Here is a 14,908-nt window from a genome sequence, read left to right on the forward strand (position 1 = left end):
CAGGCCGTGTAGAGGGTTTGATCCTACGCGGTTATGCGAGCCAATCCAGCGTCAGGATCAAGCGGCGCTCGTCCGCTTTTAATGCCGGTGAACGATGGATCAGGCCATGGCCTTCGTTACCGTGCCATTTAGTGCCCTTGAGCAGCGCGACTTCGCCGCAGTGGATCTGCTCGATGCGCTCGCTCGGTTCGGCATCGGCCTGACTCAGCTGGCGACGATCCATCACCCCTTCGCGCAACCACTGGCTGCCAATGCCGGCGTAGGTGGTGATCAACCGCACCGGCACGTGATCGACGTGAAAACGCGGGCACATGGCCTTGTCCAACAGGCGCAAGCGCACGCCAATGCGCTTGGCGCCCAGCAGGCAGGCGAATGCGCTGACCAGCCACGAGACATCGGCGATAAAGCCCTCATAGCCTTCAAGATCACGGCAACTGGACGCCAGGTCCTGCAAATTCGGCACTGCATCTTCGCTGTCGAGTTCGACCACCATGGAATCGGCCAACGGCTCGTTGAGCGATACGAGCAAGGCGCCGAACTCGGCGATGTGCAGGGGCAATTGGCGCTGCCACAGCGCCAGGTTCACGCCGTCTTCGAGGATATCGGACAGGGCCAACGGGGTTTCCCCGCGGGTCTGGCGAATCACGGGACGCAGGGGGATTACCGGGGCGAGCATCAGGCAGCTGCCTCCTCATACCAAGGGCCAAAAGGATCGGCCAGCAAGCGCCAACCTTCGACGCCCAGGGCCATTTCTTCATCGTTGAGCAGGCAGGCGTCCAGTTCGGCGCGCATGGCGGCGAAGTCGATGTTCTGCCCGATAAACACCAGTTCCTGGCGGCAATCGCCGGTGCTCAGTTGCCAGTTGCCCATGATCGCCGCGACGTTTTCTTCGTCCTGCGGCCACTGGCTTTTGGGCACGAAGCGCCACCAGCGTCCGGCAAAACCATGGCGCATCAGGCCACCCGCCTGGGACCAACTGCCGGCGTCCTGGTGCTTGCTGGCCAGCCAGAAAAAGCCCTTGGAGCGCAGCAGTTTGCCGTTGACCCAAGGGCGGTCGATGAAGTCAAAAAAACGCTGCGGATGGAACGGCCGGCGCGCGCGGTAAGCGGTGGAGGCGATGCCGTACTCTTCGGTTTCCGGCACATGTTCGCCGCGCAATTCCTGCAACCAGCCCGGAGCCTGGGCCGCACGCTCGAAGTCGAAGCGCCCGGTATTGAGGATCTTGTGCAGCGGCACTTCGCCCATGACCATCGGGATGATTTCGGCCTGGGCGTTGAGGCGTTCGAGGATCGCCATCAGCTCTTCGCGTTCGCGGCTGCTGATCAGGTCGATCTTGCTGATCAGGATCACGTCGGCGAATTCGATCTGTTCAATCAGCAGGTCGGTGATCGAGCGCTCATCTTCTTCGCCGAGGGTTTCGCCGCGGGAAGCGAGGCTTTCGGCGGCCTGGTAGTCGAGCAGGAAGTTCATGCCATCGACCACGGTGACCATGGTGTCCAGGCGGGCGATATCAGCCAGGCTTTGCTCGTTTTCATCGCGAAAGGTGAAGGTTTCCGCCACCGGCAATGGCTCGGAAATGCCGGTGGACTCGATCAGCAGGTAATCGAAACGACCTTCCTTGGCGAGTTTTCCCACTTCCAGCAGCAAGTCTTCACGCAAGGTGCAGCAGATGCAGCCGTTGCTCATCTCCACCAGCTTTTCTTCGGCGCGGTTGAGGGTGACGTCGCGCTGGACTTCGCTGCCGTCGATGTTGATTTCGCTCATATCGTTGACGATCACCGCCACCCGCAGGTTTTCGCGGTTGCGCAGGACGTAGTTGAGCAGCGTGCTTTTACCGGCGCCGAGAAAGCCGGACAACACAGTAACGGGGAGACGATTGGGCATCAGGTATTCCTCATCAGGTGGCCGGTCAAATCGCCCGTTTATGGCGTTCGCGCAGCTCTTCACGTTCTTTGGCTTCGATACACAGGGTGGCGGTAGGACGCAGCAACAAGCGCTGTAGGCCGATGGGCTCGCCGGTTTCACGGCACCAGCCGTATTCGCCACGGGCGAGCAGTTCGAAGGCGTCGTCGATCTTGTCCAGCAGCTTCTTTTCGCGCTCCAGCAGGCGCAGCTGCCATTGCCGTTGTTCTTCGGCGCTGCCGACATCGGCGGGGTCGCTGTTGGGCTCTTGCTCGCGCAGCAACTGGAACTCGGCGTCGATGCGCGCTTGCAGCTCATTGCGCTGGGCCAACAGCAGTTCGCGGAAGAAGCCTTGCTGGGCTTCGTTCATGTAGTCGGCGGGCGGTTGGGCCAGCAGGTCTTGTCTAGTCATGGGGAGCGGGTCACGGGTCAGGCTGTGCTTTTATGTTATAGTATAACAATACAAATAAGATCCCAATCCCCCTTGCTCGCCACGACGAAGGGCGCAATGCTTGAGCACTTTCCAGCCTTGAGAAACCTTATGAAATACCTGGCGTGCGCCCTGTTATTGGCCGTGGCAGGCCCGGCCTGCGCCCAAGTGCCGAGCCTGCTGGCGAAGTGCACGCGCAGCGCCAACCTGCTGGCCTGCGTGGACCCGCAAGGCAATGCCTACAGCGTGGCGACGGTCGGCAGCACCACGTATTTGCGCGGTTTCGAGGTGCTCGGCAAACGCCGCTGGGCACAGACCAACAGCCGTTATGGGCAACTCACGTTCTTTACCGGGCTGGCCTCGGACGGTGAGGCGTGGGTGGGTTACACGCGGCGTGTGGGCTGGACCACGATCAACCGGTTTTCCAGTTCCGGTGGTTCCAGCGCCAAGTTCACCTGCAGCCGGATCACCGGCTGTTAGACCTGGCCGGCCTTCTGTTCCTGGGCCCAGGCCATGTAGCTGTTCATTGGTGGATTCTTCTGGAAATACTTCTTCAACCCGTCGAACAAACCATCCGCGACCGCCTGTTGATGACGCGCCGTGACCAGACGCTCAGCGTCGCGGGTATTGGAGATAAACCCGGTCTCCACCAGGATCGACGGCACGTCCGGTGACTTGAGCACCGCGAATCCAGCCTGCTCCACGCGCTTCTGATGCAGGGTGGTGATGCCTTCCAGGCTGCCCAGGATCGAGCTGCCCAGTTGCAGGCTGGAGGCGATGGTGGCGTTCATCGACATATCCAGAATCACCCCCGCCAACATCGGGTCCTTGTCCTTGAGATTGAGCAGCGTGGTGGCGCCCAGCAAATCCGCACCGTTCTCACGCTGCGCCATGAAGCGCGCCGTAGCCGACGTCGCGCCCCCTTCCGACAACGCATACACCGACGCTCCCGACGCGGTCAGCCGTGGCGCAGCATCCGCATGCACCGAGATGAACATATCGGCCTTGTGCTGACGGGCGATATCCACGCGTTTGCGCAGCGGCACGAAGAAGTCATCGTTGCGCACCAACTTCACGTCAAAGCCCTTCTCACGCTTCAAACGCTTGGCCAGCAACTGGGCGATGGACAGCACCACGTCTTTTTCGCGCTGGCCTTTGGAGCCGATGGCACCCGGGTCTTTACCGCCGTGGCCGGGGTCGACCACCACGATGATGTCGCGCTTGGGGTGCGCCTTGTCCGTGATGGGCGCGGGCTCAGCGGCGATTTGCCGAGGCGCTAGGGTGCTGCTGGTCAAGTCCAGCACCAGGCGGTGACCTTGGCCATCCTGCGGCGGCAGCAGAAAGCTGTTGAGCTGCATCGGCGCGGCCAGGTCCAGCACGATGCGCGTGTCCGCCTTGCCGAAATGCCCCGAGCGGATCGACGTGATGCCGCTGTTCTTCAAGGCCAACTGCGAAAAATCACCACTGAGCCCGGCGCCGCTCAGGTCGATGATCAAGCGTTCCGGCGAAGTCAGGGAAAAGGTCTTGTACTGCACCGGCCCGCTGAGGTCGAACACCAAGCGCAGCTTGTCCGCCGAGCGCCACAGGCGCGCATTGCTGATCTGCGTGGCGTGGGCGGCAAACGGCAAGGTGAACAACGGGCTGACCAGGAGCAGGTTGAGGAGCTGACGTCTGTGCATGACAAATACCGCAGATAAAGGAGCGTCCGTACTCGACAGGGCTGAAAAAAGGCTGGAGCAGAATATTCATCGTCGATGTTATTGTTATACTATAACATGTCTAATTATTACCAACGATGGACCTGCTTATGAATGCGCTGACTCTGCCGGATATCGCCGCGCAGGCTTCACGCCAAGCCTTGCCACTTGACTGGGTGGGCATGTGCGGCATCGCCCTGCCGATCCTGATCGACGGCCAACGCCTCAGCGCCCGCGCCGATGCCGGCGTCAGCCTGGACGACGGTGAAGCCCGTGGCATTCATATGTCACGCCTGTACCTGGCGCTGGAAATGCTTGAGCAACAGCCGCTTACGCCTGCACTTCTGCGTAATGTACTGCAGCGTTTCCTCGACACACATGAAGGTTTATCTAAGAACGCCTACCTGCGCATCCACACCGATTTGCTGCTCAAACGCCCGGCGTTGATCAGCCCTTTGGCTGGCTGGAAGGCCTACCCGGTGAGCCTCGAAGCGCGCCTGGAAAACCAGATGTTCCACGTGGAACTAAAAATTGACGTTACCTACTCATCAACCTGCCCTTGCTCCGCCGCCCTCGCCAGGCAGTTGATTCAGCAGCAATTTCTCGACGACTTCAGCAATACGCCGCTCAAGCACGAAGACGTCCTCAACTGGCTGGGCAGCGCCAACGGCATCATCGCCACGCCCCACAGCCAGCGCAGCACTGCGCAGTTAAATATCCAATTGCAAGGCTCAGACCTGGCGCTGACTGAGTTGATCGACCACGCCGAAGCGGCCCTCGGCACCGCCGTACAAACCGCCGTAAAACGTGCGGACGAACAAGCCTTCGCCCTGGCCAACGGGCAGAACCTGATGTTCTGCGAAGACGCCGCCCGCCGCCTGAACCTCGCCTTGAAACGCTCGGATGCCGTCAAAGCCTTCCACCTGAAAGTGATCCACGCCGAAAGCCTGCACGCGCACGATGCCGTGGCTGAAAGTCGCTGGACGAGACACCCTGCATGATCACCTGCACCGCATTACGCTGGGGCGCGCCAGGCCAACCGCTGACCCCCGCCCTCGATCTCACCCTGCAACAAGGCAGCCTCACCGGCATCATCGGCGCCAACGGCACCGGCAAAAGCAGCCTGCTCAAAGTCATCGCCGGCCTGCAAAAGCCGCTGGCGGGCAAAGTGCGCGTGGACGTCTCACGGCGTGGCGGCCTGTCGTTCCTGCCCCAGCAACAGCACCTCGACCGCCAGTTCCCCATCAGCCTGCAAGAACTGGTCGCCGCTGGCTTCTGGGGCACGAAACTCTCGCCGCAACAACGCAGCCAGCGCCTGGAAGCGGTCCTGGAAGACTGGTGCCTCAGCGGCCTGCAACATCGCCCGTTGATGGCCTTGTCTGGCGGCGAACTGCAACGCGCCCTGCTCGCCCGCATGAGCCTGGCCGAAGCACCGGTGTTGCTGCTCGACGAACCTCACGCCGCCCTCGACGAAGACGGCCAGGCGCTGTGCTGGAAACACATCCACGCCTGGCATGACGCCGGCCGCACACTGATCGTGGTCTGTCACGACCTCGCCTCGGTGCGCCAGCACACCCAACAAGTCGTGCAGATCAAAAGCACTGGCTGCGTGTTCGGCAACAGCAAAGAGCTGATCCGCCCACAAGCCCAAATGCAGGTGGCCTGATGCACTTCGCCGCCCACCTGTGGATGCCGTTCGTTGATTTTGTCTTCATGCGCCGCGCACTGATCGGCGGGCTCGTTCTGGCATGCAGCACCGCGCCCCTCGGCGTGTTCCTGATCCTGCGCCGCATGAGCCTGATCGGTGACGCCGTGGCCCACGGCATCCTGCCCGGCGCCGCCCTCGGCTTCTGGTTTGCCGGCCTCAGCCTGCCCGCGCTGACCATCGGCGGCCTCGGCGCCGGCCTGAGCATGGCCGGCCTGTCCGCGTGGATCACCCGCCGCACCGGCCTGCGCGAAGACGCCAGCCTCGCCGCTATCTACCCGATCTCCCTCGCCGCTGGCGTGCTGATCCTCGGCCTCGCCGGCAAGCGCCTGGACCTGCTGCACCTGCTGTTTGGCTCAGCCCTGGCGGTGGACGAAACCACCCTCACCGGCATGCTCTGGGTCACTGGGTTCAGCCTGATCGCCATGGCGCTGATCTACAAACCGCTGCTGCTGGACACCCTCGACCCGCTGTTCCTGCAAACGGTCAGCCGCCTCGGCCCGCTGGCGCATGGGTTGTTCCTGACGCTGGTGGTGCTGAACCTGGTGATCGGCTTCCAGGCCATCGGCGCCCTGATGGTGGTAGGCCTGATGATGTTGCCGGCCATCGCTTCACGTTTCTGGAGCCGGCGCCTGCCGGTGTTGATCGCGGTATCGGCGGTGCTGGGATGCCTGTCGGTATGGCTGGGCTTGTTGCTGTCGTTCTACTACTCGTTGCCCAGCGGCCCGGCCATCGTGCTGGTGGCGGGCGCCGGGTATTTGCTGTCCGTGGTCTTCGGTCCGGTGCACGGCTTGCTGCGCCGCCCGCCTTTGCTGTCATCCCAATGAGGTGTTTCCCGATGCGTGCTCTACTCGTGCTGTTCAGCCTACTGCTGCCGCTGTCGATGGCCCAGGCGGCCGACAAACTCCAGGTGGTCACCAGCTTCAGTATTCTCGATGACATCACCCACCAGATCGGTGGCGAGCACATCCAGATCAGCAACATGGTCGGCCCGGACGCCGATGCCCACACCTACGAGCCCACCCCGGACGACGCCAAGGCCCTGCTCAAGGCCCGGGTCATTATCAAGAATGGCCTGGGCTTCGAGCCGTGGCTGGACCGCCTGGTGACCAGCACCGAAACCAAAGCCACCGTAGTGACCGCCAGCAAAGGCGTGATTTCCCACACCATGGACGAGGACGGCGAAACCATCCCCGACCCGCACGCCTGGCACAACCTGGCCAATGCCGAAATCTATGTGAACAACATCACCAAGGCCCTGATCGCCGCCGACCCGGCCAACAAAGCCGATTACCAGCGCAACAGCCAAACCTACCTGAAGGACATCTACCGCCTGCTGGCCGAAGCCAAGGCCAAGTTCGGCGCACTGCCGCCGGGCAACCGCCGCATCGTCACCTCCCATGACGCCTTTGGTTACCTGGGCCAGGCTTACGGGATCGAGTTCCTCGCGCCCCAGGGTTTGTCCACCGAACGTGAACCGTCTGCCGCCGAAGTCGCCGCGCTGATCACGCAGATCCGCAAAGACAAGGTCAAGGCCGTGTTCATGGAAAACATCAAGGATTCGCGCCTGCTCAAGCAGATCGCTGACGAAAGCGGCGCGCAGATCGGCGGCACGCTGTACTCCGACGCCCTCGCCGCCGAAGGCCCGGCGAGCACCTTTACCGGGCTGTTCGAATACAACCTCAACACCCTGTGCGCGGCCCTGGCCAAGCCATGAGCCTGAGCATGCTCGACCTGGAAGGGGCTGCCCTGGGCAGCCGCTTCCCCCTCGAAGCCGTGCTCGATGCCCTGCCGTGGAACAGCGCTGGCCTGATCGCCGCCATCGCCCAACAGCATGGCAGCGGCGAGGTGCTGATGCTGGCCTGGATGAACCGCCAGGCCCTTAACGAAACCCTCGCCACCGGCCACGTCTGCTACTGGTCGCGCTCGCGCCAGCGGCTGTGGCGCAAGGGCGAAAGCTCCGGCCACTGGCAGCAACTGGTGGAAGCGCGCCTGGATTGCGACGGCGACGCCGTGCTGCTGATCGTCGATCAGCAAGGCCCCGCCTGCCACACCGGTCGGCCCACCTGCTTCTACAACGCCATCGATGGCGACCACGTCCACATCATTACGGAAGCCTCAGCATGATCCGCAAGAACCCTTCCGGCGATCTGCCAGTGATTGCCGAATCGGCCTACGTCGATAAAACCGCAATCATCTGCGGCAAGGTGATCATCGGCGAGAACGTCTTCGTCGGCCCCTACGCCGTGATCCGCGCCGACGAAGTCGACGCCAGCGGCGCCATGGACCCGATCACCATCGGCGCCAACTCCAATATCCAGGACGGCGTGGTCATCCACTCCAAATCCGGCGCCGCGGTGACCATCGGCGAGTTCACCTCCATCGCCCACCGCTCCATCGTCCACGGCCCCTGCACCGTCGGCGACCGTGTGTTTATCGGCTTCAACAGCGTGCTGTTCAACTGCGCCGTGGGCGACGGCTGCGTGGTGCGCCACAACTCGGTGGTGGACGGGCGCGACTTGCCCGCCGCGTTCTACGTGCCCTCCACCACCCGCATCGGGCCCAACACCGACCTGTCGCAATTCCCACCAGTGAGCGTCAGCGCCTCGGAGTTTTCCGAAGACGTGGCGCGCACCAACGTCGATCTGGTGCGCGGCTACAAAGCCCTGCAAAACGAGTTCTGAACCATGAGCCGCCTGCTGATCCGCAATGCCCGCCTGGTGAATGAAGGCCAGGAATTCGACGCCGATGTGCTGGTCGCCAATGGCCGCATCGAGAAGATCGCCAGCAGCATCGAAGGTTGCAACGCGCCCGTGGCCATCGACGCCCAGGGCCAGTGGCTGCTGCCGGGCATGATCGATGACCAGGTGCATTTTCGAGAACCCGGCGCGCCAGACAAAGGCAGCTTCTACAGCGAATCCCGTGCGGCGGTGGCCGGCGGCATCACCAGTTTCATGGACATGCCCAACACCAACCCCGCCACCCTCGACCTCGAAGCGCTGGCCGATAAAAAGCGCCGTGCCGCGCTGCACTCGGTGGCCAACTACGGCTTTCATTTTGGTGTGAGCAACGACAACCTCGACATCGTCGCGGCCCTCGACCCGCGTGAAGTGGCCGGGGTCAAAGTGTTCATGGGCGCCTCCACCGGCAATATGCTGGTGGACGACCCGCGCATCCTCGAGCGCCTGTTTGCCGAAGTGCCGACCATCCTGCTAGCCCATTGCGAGCACACGCCGAGCATCCAGGCCAACGAACTGCGCCTGCGCGAGCGCTTCGGCGAACACATCCCCGCCGTCGCCCACCCGCTGATCCGCGATGCCGAGGCGTGTTATCGCTCGTCCTCCTTTGCGGTGGAATTGGCAAAGCGCCACGGCACCCGCCTGCACGTACTGCACCTGACCAGCGCCCGCGAACTGGCGCTGTTCGAAGACAAACCGCTGTCAGAAAAACGCATCACCGCTGAAGTCTGCCTGCACCACCTGCTGTTCGACGACCGCGACTATCACCGCCTCGGCCACCAGATCAAATGCAACCCGGCGATCAAGACCCGCGCCGACCGCGACGCCCTGCGCCTGGCCTTGTTGAGTGATCGTCTGGATGTGATCGGCAGTGATCATGCGCCGCATACCTGGGCGCAAAAACAGTTGGAGTATCGGCAAGCGCCGGCGGGTTTGCCGCTGGTGCAGCACGCGCTGCCGGCGTTATTGGAGTTGGTGGCCGACGGGCATTTGCCCCTGGCCACCCTGGTGGCGAAGACCAGTCACCGCGTGGCGGACCTGTTTGCCATTCCTGATCGCGGCTATGTGCGTGAAGGCTATTGGGCCGACCTGGTGCTGATCCAGCCCGAACCGCAAGGCAAACCGGTGAGCAGCCAACCGATCCTCGGCCGCTGCGGCTGGACGCCCTTCGCCGAGCGTAGCTTCCGCCACAGCGTCAGCACCACGCTGGTATCCGGCCACCTGGCGTGGCACAACGGCCAGGTGGTCAACAGCTGCCAGGGTTTGCCCCTTCACTTTCTGCGTTAGGCGCGGGGTTTGACCGTGCCGCAATCGGTGCCCAGCCATTGGGCGTGGGTGTCCAGGCTGCCCTTCTGCTGAATGCCGGTGGCATTGAAGGTGCCGTTGACGCTGGTGCTGAATTCCTTCTGGCTCTGGAAAGTGGCGACACCGGTGCCTTGGGCTTTCGGGCAGCTGAAACGGAATTTCCACTGGTTGCCGGTCTTGTCGGTCACTTCCTGTTTGCAGCCCGATTGCGGGTCGGTCAGGGGGATAGAGTCAGAAGCGACCTGCGCCGGGGTGAGGCACACCTGCACGCCTTTACCGGCCATGGTGATGCCCTGTTTTTCCAGCATGGCGCGCTGTTCGGGGGTCATCTGTTGCTTGAGCTGGCCGAGGATCAGCGACAAATCCGGCAGGTCCTGGTTATCCACTTTCATGTTGCTGGTGGTCAATTCCCACAAGCCCGGCGCCAGCATCTGCGCCTGTGCTGCGACGGGCAGCGCCAAACCAGTGACCATGGCCAAACAGAGCAGACGTGCATTCATCGGGTAACTCCTGGGTAATTGTGGGCGTTAGACGCCGCAAAGCCGCCAGTGTTGCACGGCAAATAAAATAGCGACATTCGGCACCAGACATGGTCTGTTAGGCATTGGATTGTCTGGAGTCTCGTCGTCCATGGATTTCTTTGGCCCGCACCTGCTCGCCTACTTCATCGCCACGCTGCACTTTCTCGGCACGCTCGCCGCGATCCACGCGGTGCTGACCGTCAGGACCGCCCAAGGCTCGATCGCCTGGGCCCTGTCGCTGATGTTCATGCCCTACCTCACGCTCATCCCCTACCTGATCTTTGGCCGCAGCACCTTTGACGCCTACATCCAGGCGCGGCGCCAGGCCAACCAGGAAATGCACACCGCCATCACCGAGCTGAACTGGCGCCCGTGGGTCGAAGAAGCCCTCGCCGCGCGCAACTCCAGCGCCTACGCCTCGCTGCGCGCCATGCCCAAGCTGGGGCGCATGCCATGCCTGGCCAACAACGAAGTGCGCTTGTTGATCAATGGCGACGCCACCTTCAGCGCGATCTTCGCGGCGATTCGCAACGCCAAGACTGCGGTGCTGTTCCAGTTTTTCATCATCCATGACGACGAGCTTGGCAGGCAGTTGCACACCCTACTGCAGGAAAAAGCCGCCCAAGGTGTCAGCATTTACGTGCTGTACGACCGCATTGGCAGCCATGCCCTGCCTCACCGTTACGTGCAATCCCTGCGTGACGCCGGGGTGCAGGTCAAGGCATTCGCGACGCGCAGTGGCTGGCTCAACCGTTTCCAGGTCAACTTCCGCAACCACCGCAAGATCGTCGTGGTGGACGGCGTTACCGGGTTTGTCGGCGGGCACAACGTCGGCGATGAATACCTCGGCAAAAAACCGCCGCTGGCGCCGTGGCGCGACACCCATGTGCAGGTCACCGGCCCGGTGGTGGCGTGCCTGCAAGAGTCGTTTGCCGAGGACTGGTTCTGGGCGGCGCGGGAGCTGCCGCCGCTGATCCTGCCGGACGCCTACCCCGACGACGGCGTGCTCTGCCAACTGCTCGCCAGCGGCCCGGCCGACCCGTATGAAACCTGCTCGCTGTTCTTCGTCGAAGCCATCCACGCGGCGACTGAACGCGTATGGATCACCAGCCCGTATTTCATCCCCGACGAAGCCGTGTTCGCCGCCCTGCGCCTGGCCGTATTGCGCGGCGTTGACGTGCGCCTGCTGCTGCCGTCGCGCCCCGACCACCGCATCGTCTACGCGGCCTCCAGCCTGTATGCGATCGAAGCCGTGCGCGCCGGCGTGCGTGTGTTCCGCTATACGCCAGGCTTTTTGCATCAAAAGGTGGTGTTGGTGGACAGCGAAATCAGCGCCATCGGCAGTGCGAATATGGACAACCGTTCGTTCCGGCTGAATTTTGAAGTGATGTTGCTGACGGTGGATGAAGCCTTCGCCCACGAGGTGGAACAGATGCTGCTGGATGACTTTGCCCTGGCCCATGAAGTCAGCCAGGAAGAAAGCCGCGAGACCCGGCGCCTGCAACAGCTGGGCATGCGGGTGGCGCGCTTGATCTCACCCATCCTCTAACCAACAACACGGTAAAAAACTGTGGGAGCTGGCTTGCCTGCGATAGCGGTGCATCAGCCAGCTCATCTGGTTCTGATACACCGCTATCGCAGGCAAGCCAGCTCCCACATTTTTAGATCTTTGGTGCTGCTGATTCAGCGGTAGATATCCTCCCGGGTCCACGGCAGCTCATGGCTACCATCCCCATGGGGCTTCACCGCCAGAATCTGATGCAAATTGATCCACCCCCGCGCAAACGCATACGCACACCCCGCCAGGTACAACCGCCAGATCCGCAACGCCTGCTCCGGCACCATCTTCGCCGCCGCTTCCAGGTTGTCCTCCAGGCGCTCGCTCCAATGGTCCAGCGTGCGTGCGTAATGCAGGCGCAGGCTTTCGACATCGACCACTTCCAGCCCGACTTCGCTGAGCTCGGCAGTCATCATCGCCAAATGCGGCAACTCGCCGTTGGGAAACACGTAGCGCTCGATAAAGTCACCGGCACCCCGGCCAACGGGGCGGCCGTCGGTGTGCTTGGCGGTGATACCGTGGTTCATCACCAGGCCGCCTTCACGCACCGCGCCAAACAGGGTCTGGCAATACTGCGCCAGGTTGGCGTGGCCGACGTGTTCGAACATGCCCACACTCACCACTTTGTCGAAACGGCCGTCTTGCGGCAGGTCGCGGTAGTCGAGCAATTGCAGGTCCACCTGGTCGTCCAAACCTTCGGCTTTCACCCGCTCGCGAGCCAGGGCCAACTGTTCTTTGCTCAGGGTGATGCCAAACACCTTGACCCCAAACTCCCGCGCGGCAAACCGGGCGAGCCCACCCCAGCCACAGCCGACGTCGAGCAAATACTCGCCCGGCTGCAAGCGCAACTTGCGGCACAGGTGGCGGAATTTGTCTTGTTGAGCCTGGTCGATGGATTCGCTGCCGGTTTCGAAGTAACCGCAGGAGTACGCCATGTCCTGGTCCAGCCACAGCTGGTAGAACTCGTTGGACAGGTCGTAGTGGTAGGAAATGGCCGCCGCGTCTGTGGCCTTATCGTGGATCGAGCGCACCGGACGCGTTTCTTCGTCGTCCTCCACCAGGGCATGACTCAACTCGTCGCATACCCGGATCACTTCGCTGATGGAGCCTTCCAGCTCCAGTTTGCCCTCGATAAAGGCCTCGCCCAGTGAATTGAGCGTCGGATGGGTCAGCTGAGGCACGACCGTGGGGTCCTTCACCACGATGGTCACACTGGGCTCGGGGCCCAAGTTGAATTCATGGCCATCCCAGAGTCGAAGACGCAGCGGCAGCTGAAGATTCTGTAAGGCCGGTGGAAGTTGCGCGAGCATGAGTAGTCCCCCCTTGTTTCAGACGTCTGAAAAGAGGGTAGACCATCCCGAGACAAGTAGGAGGCTATCGATCTGATAGCTCATCGCTATGGCCGCGGCGCTCAAGCAACCCCTCTTCGATCCACTGTTTCAACCATGTAACGGCCTGCAGCGGTGCGCCCTCTGCATACGTGATTGCCAAGTGCTCGCACAGTTCTGAAAAGCTCCAGCCAGTGGCCACCATGCCTGCCAGGGCGCAGGCTTCCTTGGGTTCCAGGCTGCGGTAACGGCACACGTTCCGGTGGCGCCACACCAGGCAGATCCGTGCCGACGCCAACGCCTCGCTGCCAGGAAAATCCGCGTCGTCCTTACCCGCTCGCCAGATCGCCAGCGTATTGAAGTGACACAGCATCTGCTGCACCGAGGGCGCCAGGGTGACCTGCAAACCCGGCCAGTCCTCAGGCGCCAACAACGCCATGTCCTCCAGGCCCAGCGGCTCGCCCTGGGGCGCATCGAACGCCAGGGTGAACGCCCACTCCAACCGCGCCAACTCCGCCAGCGGCGCACTTTGTTCCTCCAGCAAATGCTCGACGATAAAGTCTGCGAAGCGTTCGCCCAGCCAACGCAGGCTGTAATGGACCGACGGATACCGGCGCACGTAAGCCTCCGTCAGCAAGGCAAACTCAGCATCCCCAAGCCAATACCAGATAGCACCGAAGTCATTGCGCAACACGTCCTGCAACCGCGCCCGGTAGGCGTTGTGATAGATCGCCAGGCCGGTATCCACATCCAGCGTCGGCCCGCCCAGCAACGTCGCGGCAAAGCCACTGTTGGCCAGCGGTGTTTCGTCTAACAGATGCTGCTCAAAAGCCAACTGCCAGTCGGTCAGGCGCATAACGGCCTCCTGGCCAGGGCGCTTGCCCCCAGTTCACGGGCCTTGGCCAGTTCGGTGAGCAGCTCTTCGAACGGCGGGAAATGGTCGTCGCGCTCCAACAACGTCGACACCGGCCCGAAATGTTGCAGGGTCTGTTGATACAGCGCCCACACCGGGTCGCACACCGGGTGGTCATGGGTATCGACTACATAGTCGCCGTAGTCCATATGCCCGGCCAGGTGCAGCTGGCGGATGCTGTGCGGCGGCAGGTTGCGGATAAATGTCCAGGCATCGAAACCATGGTTACGCGAGCTGACGTACACATTGTTCACATCCAGCAACAGCTGGCAGCCCGACAAGTGCGCCAGGGCGTTGAGGAATTCCCACTCGGTGAACTCATCGGCCTTGGCGCGCACATAACTGGAGACATTTTCCAGCACCAGCGGGCGCTGCAACACGTCCTGCACTTGGCGCACACGGGCGGCCACGTGGTAGAGACTTTCTTCGGTGTAAGGCAGGGGCAGCAGGTCATGCAACTGGTGCGCGCTGCCACGGCTCCAGCACAGGTGATCGGACACCCACGCCGGCTGGATACGCTCGGCAAGCTGCTTGATCTGTTTCAGGTAATCGAGATCGAGGGCATGGGGCCCGCCGATGGACAGGGACACGCCGTGCATCACCAGGGGATAACGCTCGGCGATGGCGTCCAGGTAGTACAAGGCTTTGCCGCCCTGCACCAGGTAATTTTCGGAGATCACTTCGAACCAATCCACGGCCGGCGATTGTTCAAGGATCTGCTGGTAGTACTCGCTGCGCAGACCCAGGCCGTAACCGAGGCTTGCAAGGGCAGTGGACATAAGACGCTCCTGGGCAAAGTGTCCGCAGCGGC

At 62.3% G+C, this 14,908-nt stretch carries 17 protein-coding genes; 9 read left to right on the forward strand and 8 right to left on the reverse strand.

Features of this window, described 5'->3' with window-relative positions; all coding sequences use genetic code 11:
- Window positions 1-31: 31 nt before the first annotated feature.
- The 3 genes from PSH87_RS28345 to dksA are packed head-to-tail and all read right to left on the reverse strand — an operon-like array spanning window position 32 to window position 2,314.
- The gene (locus PSH87_RS28345; RefSeq protein WP_305431925.1) at window positions 32-676 is read right to left on the reverse strand and encodes a DUF1826 domain-containing protein; all 645 of its coding nucleotides are present in this window, start codon (window positions 674-676) and stop codon (window positions 32-34) included.
- Window positions 676-1,884 (reverse strand): zinc metallochaperone GTPase ZigA, encoded by a 1,209-nt coding sequence (gene zigA / locus PSH87_RS28350; protein ID WP_026136887.1) that lies wholly within the window; start codon window positions 1,882-1,884, stop codon window positions 676-678. The genes PSH87_RS28345 and zigA overlap by 1 nt, the downstream gene beginning before the upstream one ends.
- A 25-nt stretch (window positions 1,885-1,909) precedes the next feature.
- Window positions 1,910-2,314: an RNA polymerase-binding protein DksA gene (gene dksA / locus PSH87_RS28355; protein ID WP_257782897.1), complete on the reverse strand. Its 405-nt coding sequence runs from the start codon at window positions 2,312-2,314 to the stop codon at window positions 1,910-1,912.
- Between the two features lie 129 nt (window positions 2,315-2,443).
- On the opposite strand from dksA, the gene PSH87_RS28360 reads away from it, so the two are divergent.
- Window positions 2,444-2,812 carry a hypothetical protein gene (locus PSH87_RS28360; protein WP_017737590.1) on the forward strand — a complete coding sequence of 123 codons (369 nt, stop codon included), beginning with the start codon at window positions 2,444-2,446 and terminating at the stop codon, window positions 2,810-2,812.
- Here the strand turns inward: PSH87_RS28360 and PSH87_RS28365 are convergent.
- Complete coding sequence (locus PSH87_RS28365; protein WP_305431928.1) at window positions 2,809-4,011, reverse strand: N-acetylmuramoyl-L-alanine amidase; 1,203 nt, start codon at window positions 4,009-4,011, stop codon at window positions 2,809-2,811. The genes PSH87_RS28360 and PSH87_RS28365 overlap by 4 nt on opposite strands.
- Window positions 4,012-4,139: 128 nt before the next feature.
- On the opposite strand from PSH87_RS28365, the gene folE2 reads away from it, so the two are divergent.
- The 7 genes from folE2 to PSH87_RS28400 are packed head-to-tail and all read left to right on the forward strand — an operon-like array spanning window position 4,140 to window position 9,759.
- Complete coding sequence (gene folE2, locus PSH87_RS28370; protein ID WP_017737592.1) at window positions 4,140-5,030, forward strand: GTP cyclohydrolase FolE2; 891 nt, start codon at window positions 4,140-4,142, stop codon at window positions 5,028-5,030.
- Window positions 5,027-5,695: a metal ABC transporter ATP-binding protein gene (locus PSH87_RS28375; protein ID WP_017737593.1), complete on the forward strand. Its 669-nt coding sequence runs from the start codon at window positions 5,027-5,029 to the stop codon at window positions 5,693-5,695. The genes folE2 and PSH87_RS28375 overlap by 4 nt, the downstream gene beginning before the upstream one ends.
- Window positions 5,695-6,561, forward strand: coding sequence for a metal ABC transporter permease (locus tag PSH87_RS28380; protein ID WP_017737594.1), 867 nt, complete (start codon window positions 5,695-5,697; stop codon window positions 6,559-6,561). Before PSH87_RS28375 ends, PSH87_RS28380 begins: the two co-directional genes overlap by 1 nt.
- Before the next feature lie 11 nt (window positions 6,562-6,572).
- The gene (locus PSH87_RS28385) at window positions 6,573-7,451 is read left to right on the forward strand and encodes a metal ABC transporter substrate-binding protein (protein WP_017737595.1); all 879 of its coding nucleotides are present in this window, start codon (window positions 6,573-6,575) and stop codon (window positions 7,449-7,451) included.
- A complete protein-coding gene (hisI, locus tag PSH87_RS28390) occupies window positions 7,448-7,861 on the forward strand; it encodes a phosphoribosyl-AMP cyclohydrolase (protein WP_026136888.1) in 414 nt (137 codons plus the stop codon). Before PSH87_RS28385 ends, hisI begins: the two co-directional genes overlap by 4 nt.
- On the forward strand, window positions 7,858-8,418 hold the full coding sequence (locus tag PSH87_RS28395; protein WP_005792581.1) for a DapH/DapD/GlmU-related protein: 561 nt from the start codon (window positions 7,858-7,860) through the stop codon (window positions 8,416-8,418). The genes hisI and PSH87_RS28395 overlap by 4 nt, the downstream gene beginning before the upstream one ends.
- Window positions 8,419-8,421: 3 nt before the next feature.
- Entirely contained in the window at window positions 8,422-9,759 is a 1,338-nt protein-coding gene (locus tag PSH87_RS28400; RefSeq protein ID WP_305431931.1) for a dihydroorotase, read from the forward strand.
- Here the strand turns inward: PSH87_RS28400 and PSH87_RS28405 are convergent.
- Window positions 9,756-10,277: a DUF3617 domain-containing protein gene (locus PSH87_RS28405; protein ID WP_257782906.1), complete on the reverse strand. Its 522-nt coding sequence runs from the start codon at window positions 10,275-10,277 to the stop codon at window positions 9,756-9,758. The two genes, PSH87_RS28400 and PSH87_RS28405, sit on opposite strands and share 4 nt — an antisense overlap.
- A 130-nt stretch (window positions 10,278-10,407) precedes the next feature.
- Here PSH87_RS28405 and cls point away from each other — a divergent pair, with 130 nt between their 5' ends.
- A complete protein-coding gene (gene cls, locus PSH87_RS28410; RefSeq protein ID WP_017737600.1) occupies window positions 10,408-11,847 on the forward strand; it encodes a cardiolipin synthase in 1,440 nt (479 codons plus the stop codon).
- Window positions 11,848-11,981: 134 nt separating this feature from the next.
- Here the strand turns inward: cls and cfaB are convergent, their stop codons facing one another.
- The 3 genes from cfaB to PSH87_RS28425 form a co-directional block, all read right to left on the reverse strand.
- The gene (gene cfaB, locus PSH87_RS28415; RefSeq protein ID WP_305431933.1) at window positions 11,982-13,166 is read right to left on the reverse strand and encodes a C17 cyclopropane fatty acid synthase CfaB; all 1,185 of its coding nucleotides are present in this window, start codon (window positions 13,164-13,166) and stop codon (window positions 11,982-11,984) included.
- 64 nt (window positions 13,167-13,230) lie between these two features.
- Window positions 13,231-14,040, reverse strand: coding sequence for a DNA-binding domain-containing protein (locus tag PSH87_RS28420; protein ID WP_305431934.1), 810 nt, complete (start codon window positions 14,038-14,040; stop codon window positions 13,231-13,233).
- The gene (locus tag PSH87_RS28425) at window positions 14,031-14,876 is read right to left on the reverse strand and encodes a DUF692 domain-containing protein (RefSeq protein ID WP_305431935.1); all 846 of its coding nucleotides are present in this window, start codon (window positions 14,874-14,876) and stop codon (window positions 14,031-14,033) included. The genes PSH87_RS28420 and PSH87_RS28425 overlap by 10 nt, the downstream gene beginning before the upstream one ends.
- Window positions 14,877-14,908: the final 32 nt, after the last annotated feature.

Origin of the sequence: Pseudomonas sp. FP453, from assembly GCF_030687495.1 — a bacterium.
Classification (GTDB): domain Bacteria; phylum Pseudomonadota; class Gammaproteobacteria; order Pseudomonadales; family Pseudomonadaceae; genus Aquipseudomonas.

What these genes read in the sequence shown, in the direction of transcription:
- PSH87_RS28345 (WP_305431925.1), bottom strand. Translation starts at nt 676, where the DNA reads ATGCTCGCCCCGGTAATCCCCCTGCGTCCCGTGATTCGCCAGACCCGC.
- zigA (WP_026136887.1), bottom strand. Translation starts at nt 1,884, where the DNA reads ATGCCCAATCGTCTCCCCGTTACTGTGTTGTCCGGCTTTCTCGGCGCC.
- dksA (WP_257782897.1), bottom strand. Translation starts at nt 2,314, where the DNA reads ATGACTAGACAAGACCTGCTGGCCCAACCGCCCGCCGACTACATGAAC.
- PSH87_RS28360 (WP_017737590.1), top strand. Translation starts at nt 2,444, where the DNA reads ATGAAATACCTGGCGTGCGCCCTGTTATTGGCCGTGGCAGGCCCGGCC.
- PSH87_RS28365 (WP_305431928.1), bottom strand. Translation starts at nt 4,011, where the DNA reads ATGCACAGACGTCAGCTCCTCAACCTGCTCCTGGTCAGCCCGTTGTTC.
- folE2 (WP_017737592.1), top strand. Translation starts at nt 4,140, where the DNA reads ATGAATGCGCTGACTCTGCCGGATATCGCCGCGCAGGCTTCACGCCAA.
- PSH87_RS28375 (WP_017737593.1), top strand. Translation starts at nt 5,027, where the DNA reads ATGATCACCTGCACCGCATTACGCTGGGGCGCGCCAGGCCAACCGCTG.
- PSH87_RS28380 (WP_017737594.1), top strand. Translation starts at nt 5,695, where the DNA reads ATGCACTTCGCCGCCCACCTGTGGATGCCGTTCGTTGATTTTGTCTTC.
- PSH87_RS28385 (WP_017737595.1), top strand. Translation starts at nt 6,573, where the DNA reads ATGCGTGCTCTACTCGTGCTGTTCAGCCTACTGCTGCCGCTGTCGATG.
- hisI (WP_026136888.1), top strand. Translation starts at nt 7,448, where the DNA reads ATGAGCCTGAGCATGCTCGACCTGGAAGGGGCTGCCCTGGGCAGCCGC.
- PSH87_RS28395 (WP_005792581.1), top strand. Translation starts at nt 7,858, where the DNA reads ATGATCCGCAAGAACCCTTCCGGCGATCTGCCAGTGATTGCCGAATCG.
- PSH87_RS28400 (WP_305431931.1), top strand. Translation starts at nt 8,422, where the DNA reads ATGAGCCGCCTGCTGATCCGCAATGCCCGCCTGGTGAATGAAGGCCAG.
- PSH87_RS28405 (WP_257782906.1), bottom strand. Translation starts at nt 10,277, where the DNA reads ATGAATGCACGTCTGCTCTGTTTGGCCATGGTCACTGGTTTGGCGCTG.
- cls (WP_017737600.1), top strand. Translation starts at nt 10,408, where the DNA reads ATGGATTTCTTTGGCCCGCACCTGCTCGCCTACTTCATCGCCACGCTG.
- cfaB (WP_305431933.1), bottom strand. Translation starts at nt 13,166, where the DNA reads ATGCTCGCGCAACTTCCACCGGCCTTACAGAATCTTCAGCTGCCGCTG.
- PSH87_RS28420 (WP_305431934.1), bottom strand. Translation starts at nt 14,040, where the DNA reads ATGCGCCTGACCGACTGGCAGTTGGCTTTTGAGCAGCATCTGTTAGAC.
- PSH87_RS28425 (WP_305431935.1), bottom strand. Translation starts at nt 14,876, where the DNA reads ATGTCCACTGCCCTTGCAAGCCTCGGTTACGGCCTGGGTCTGCGCAGC.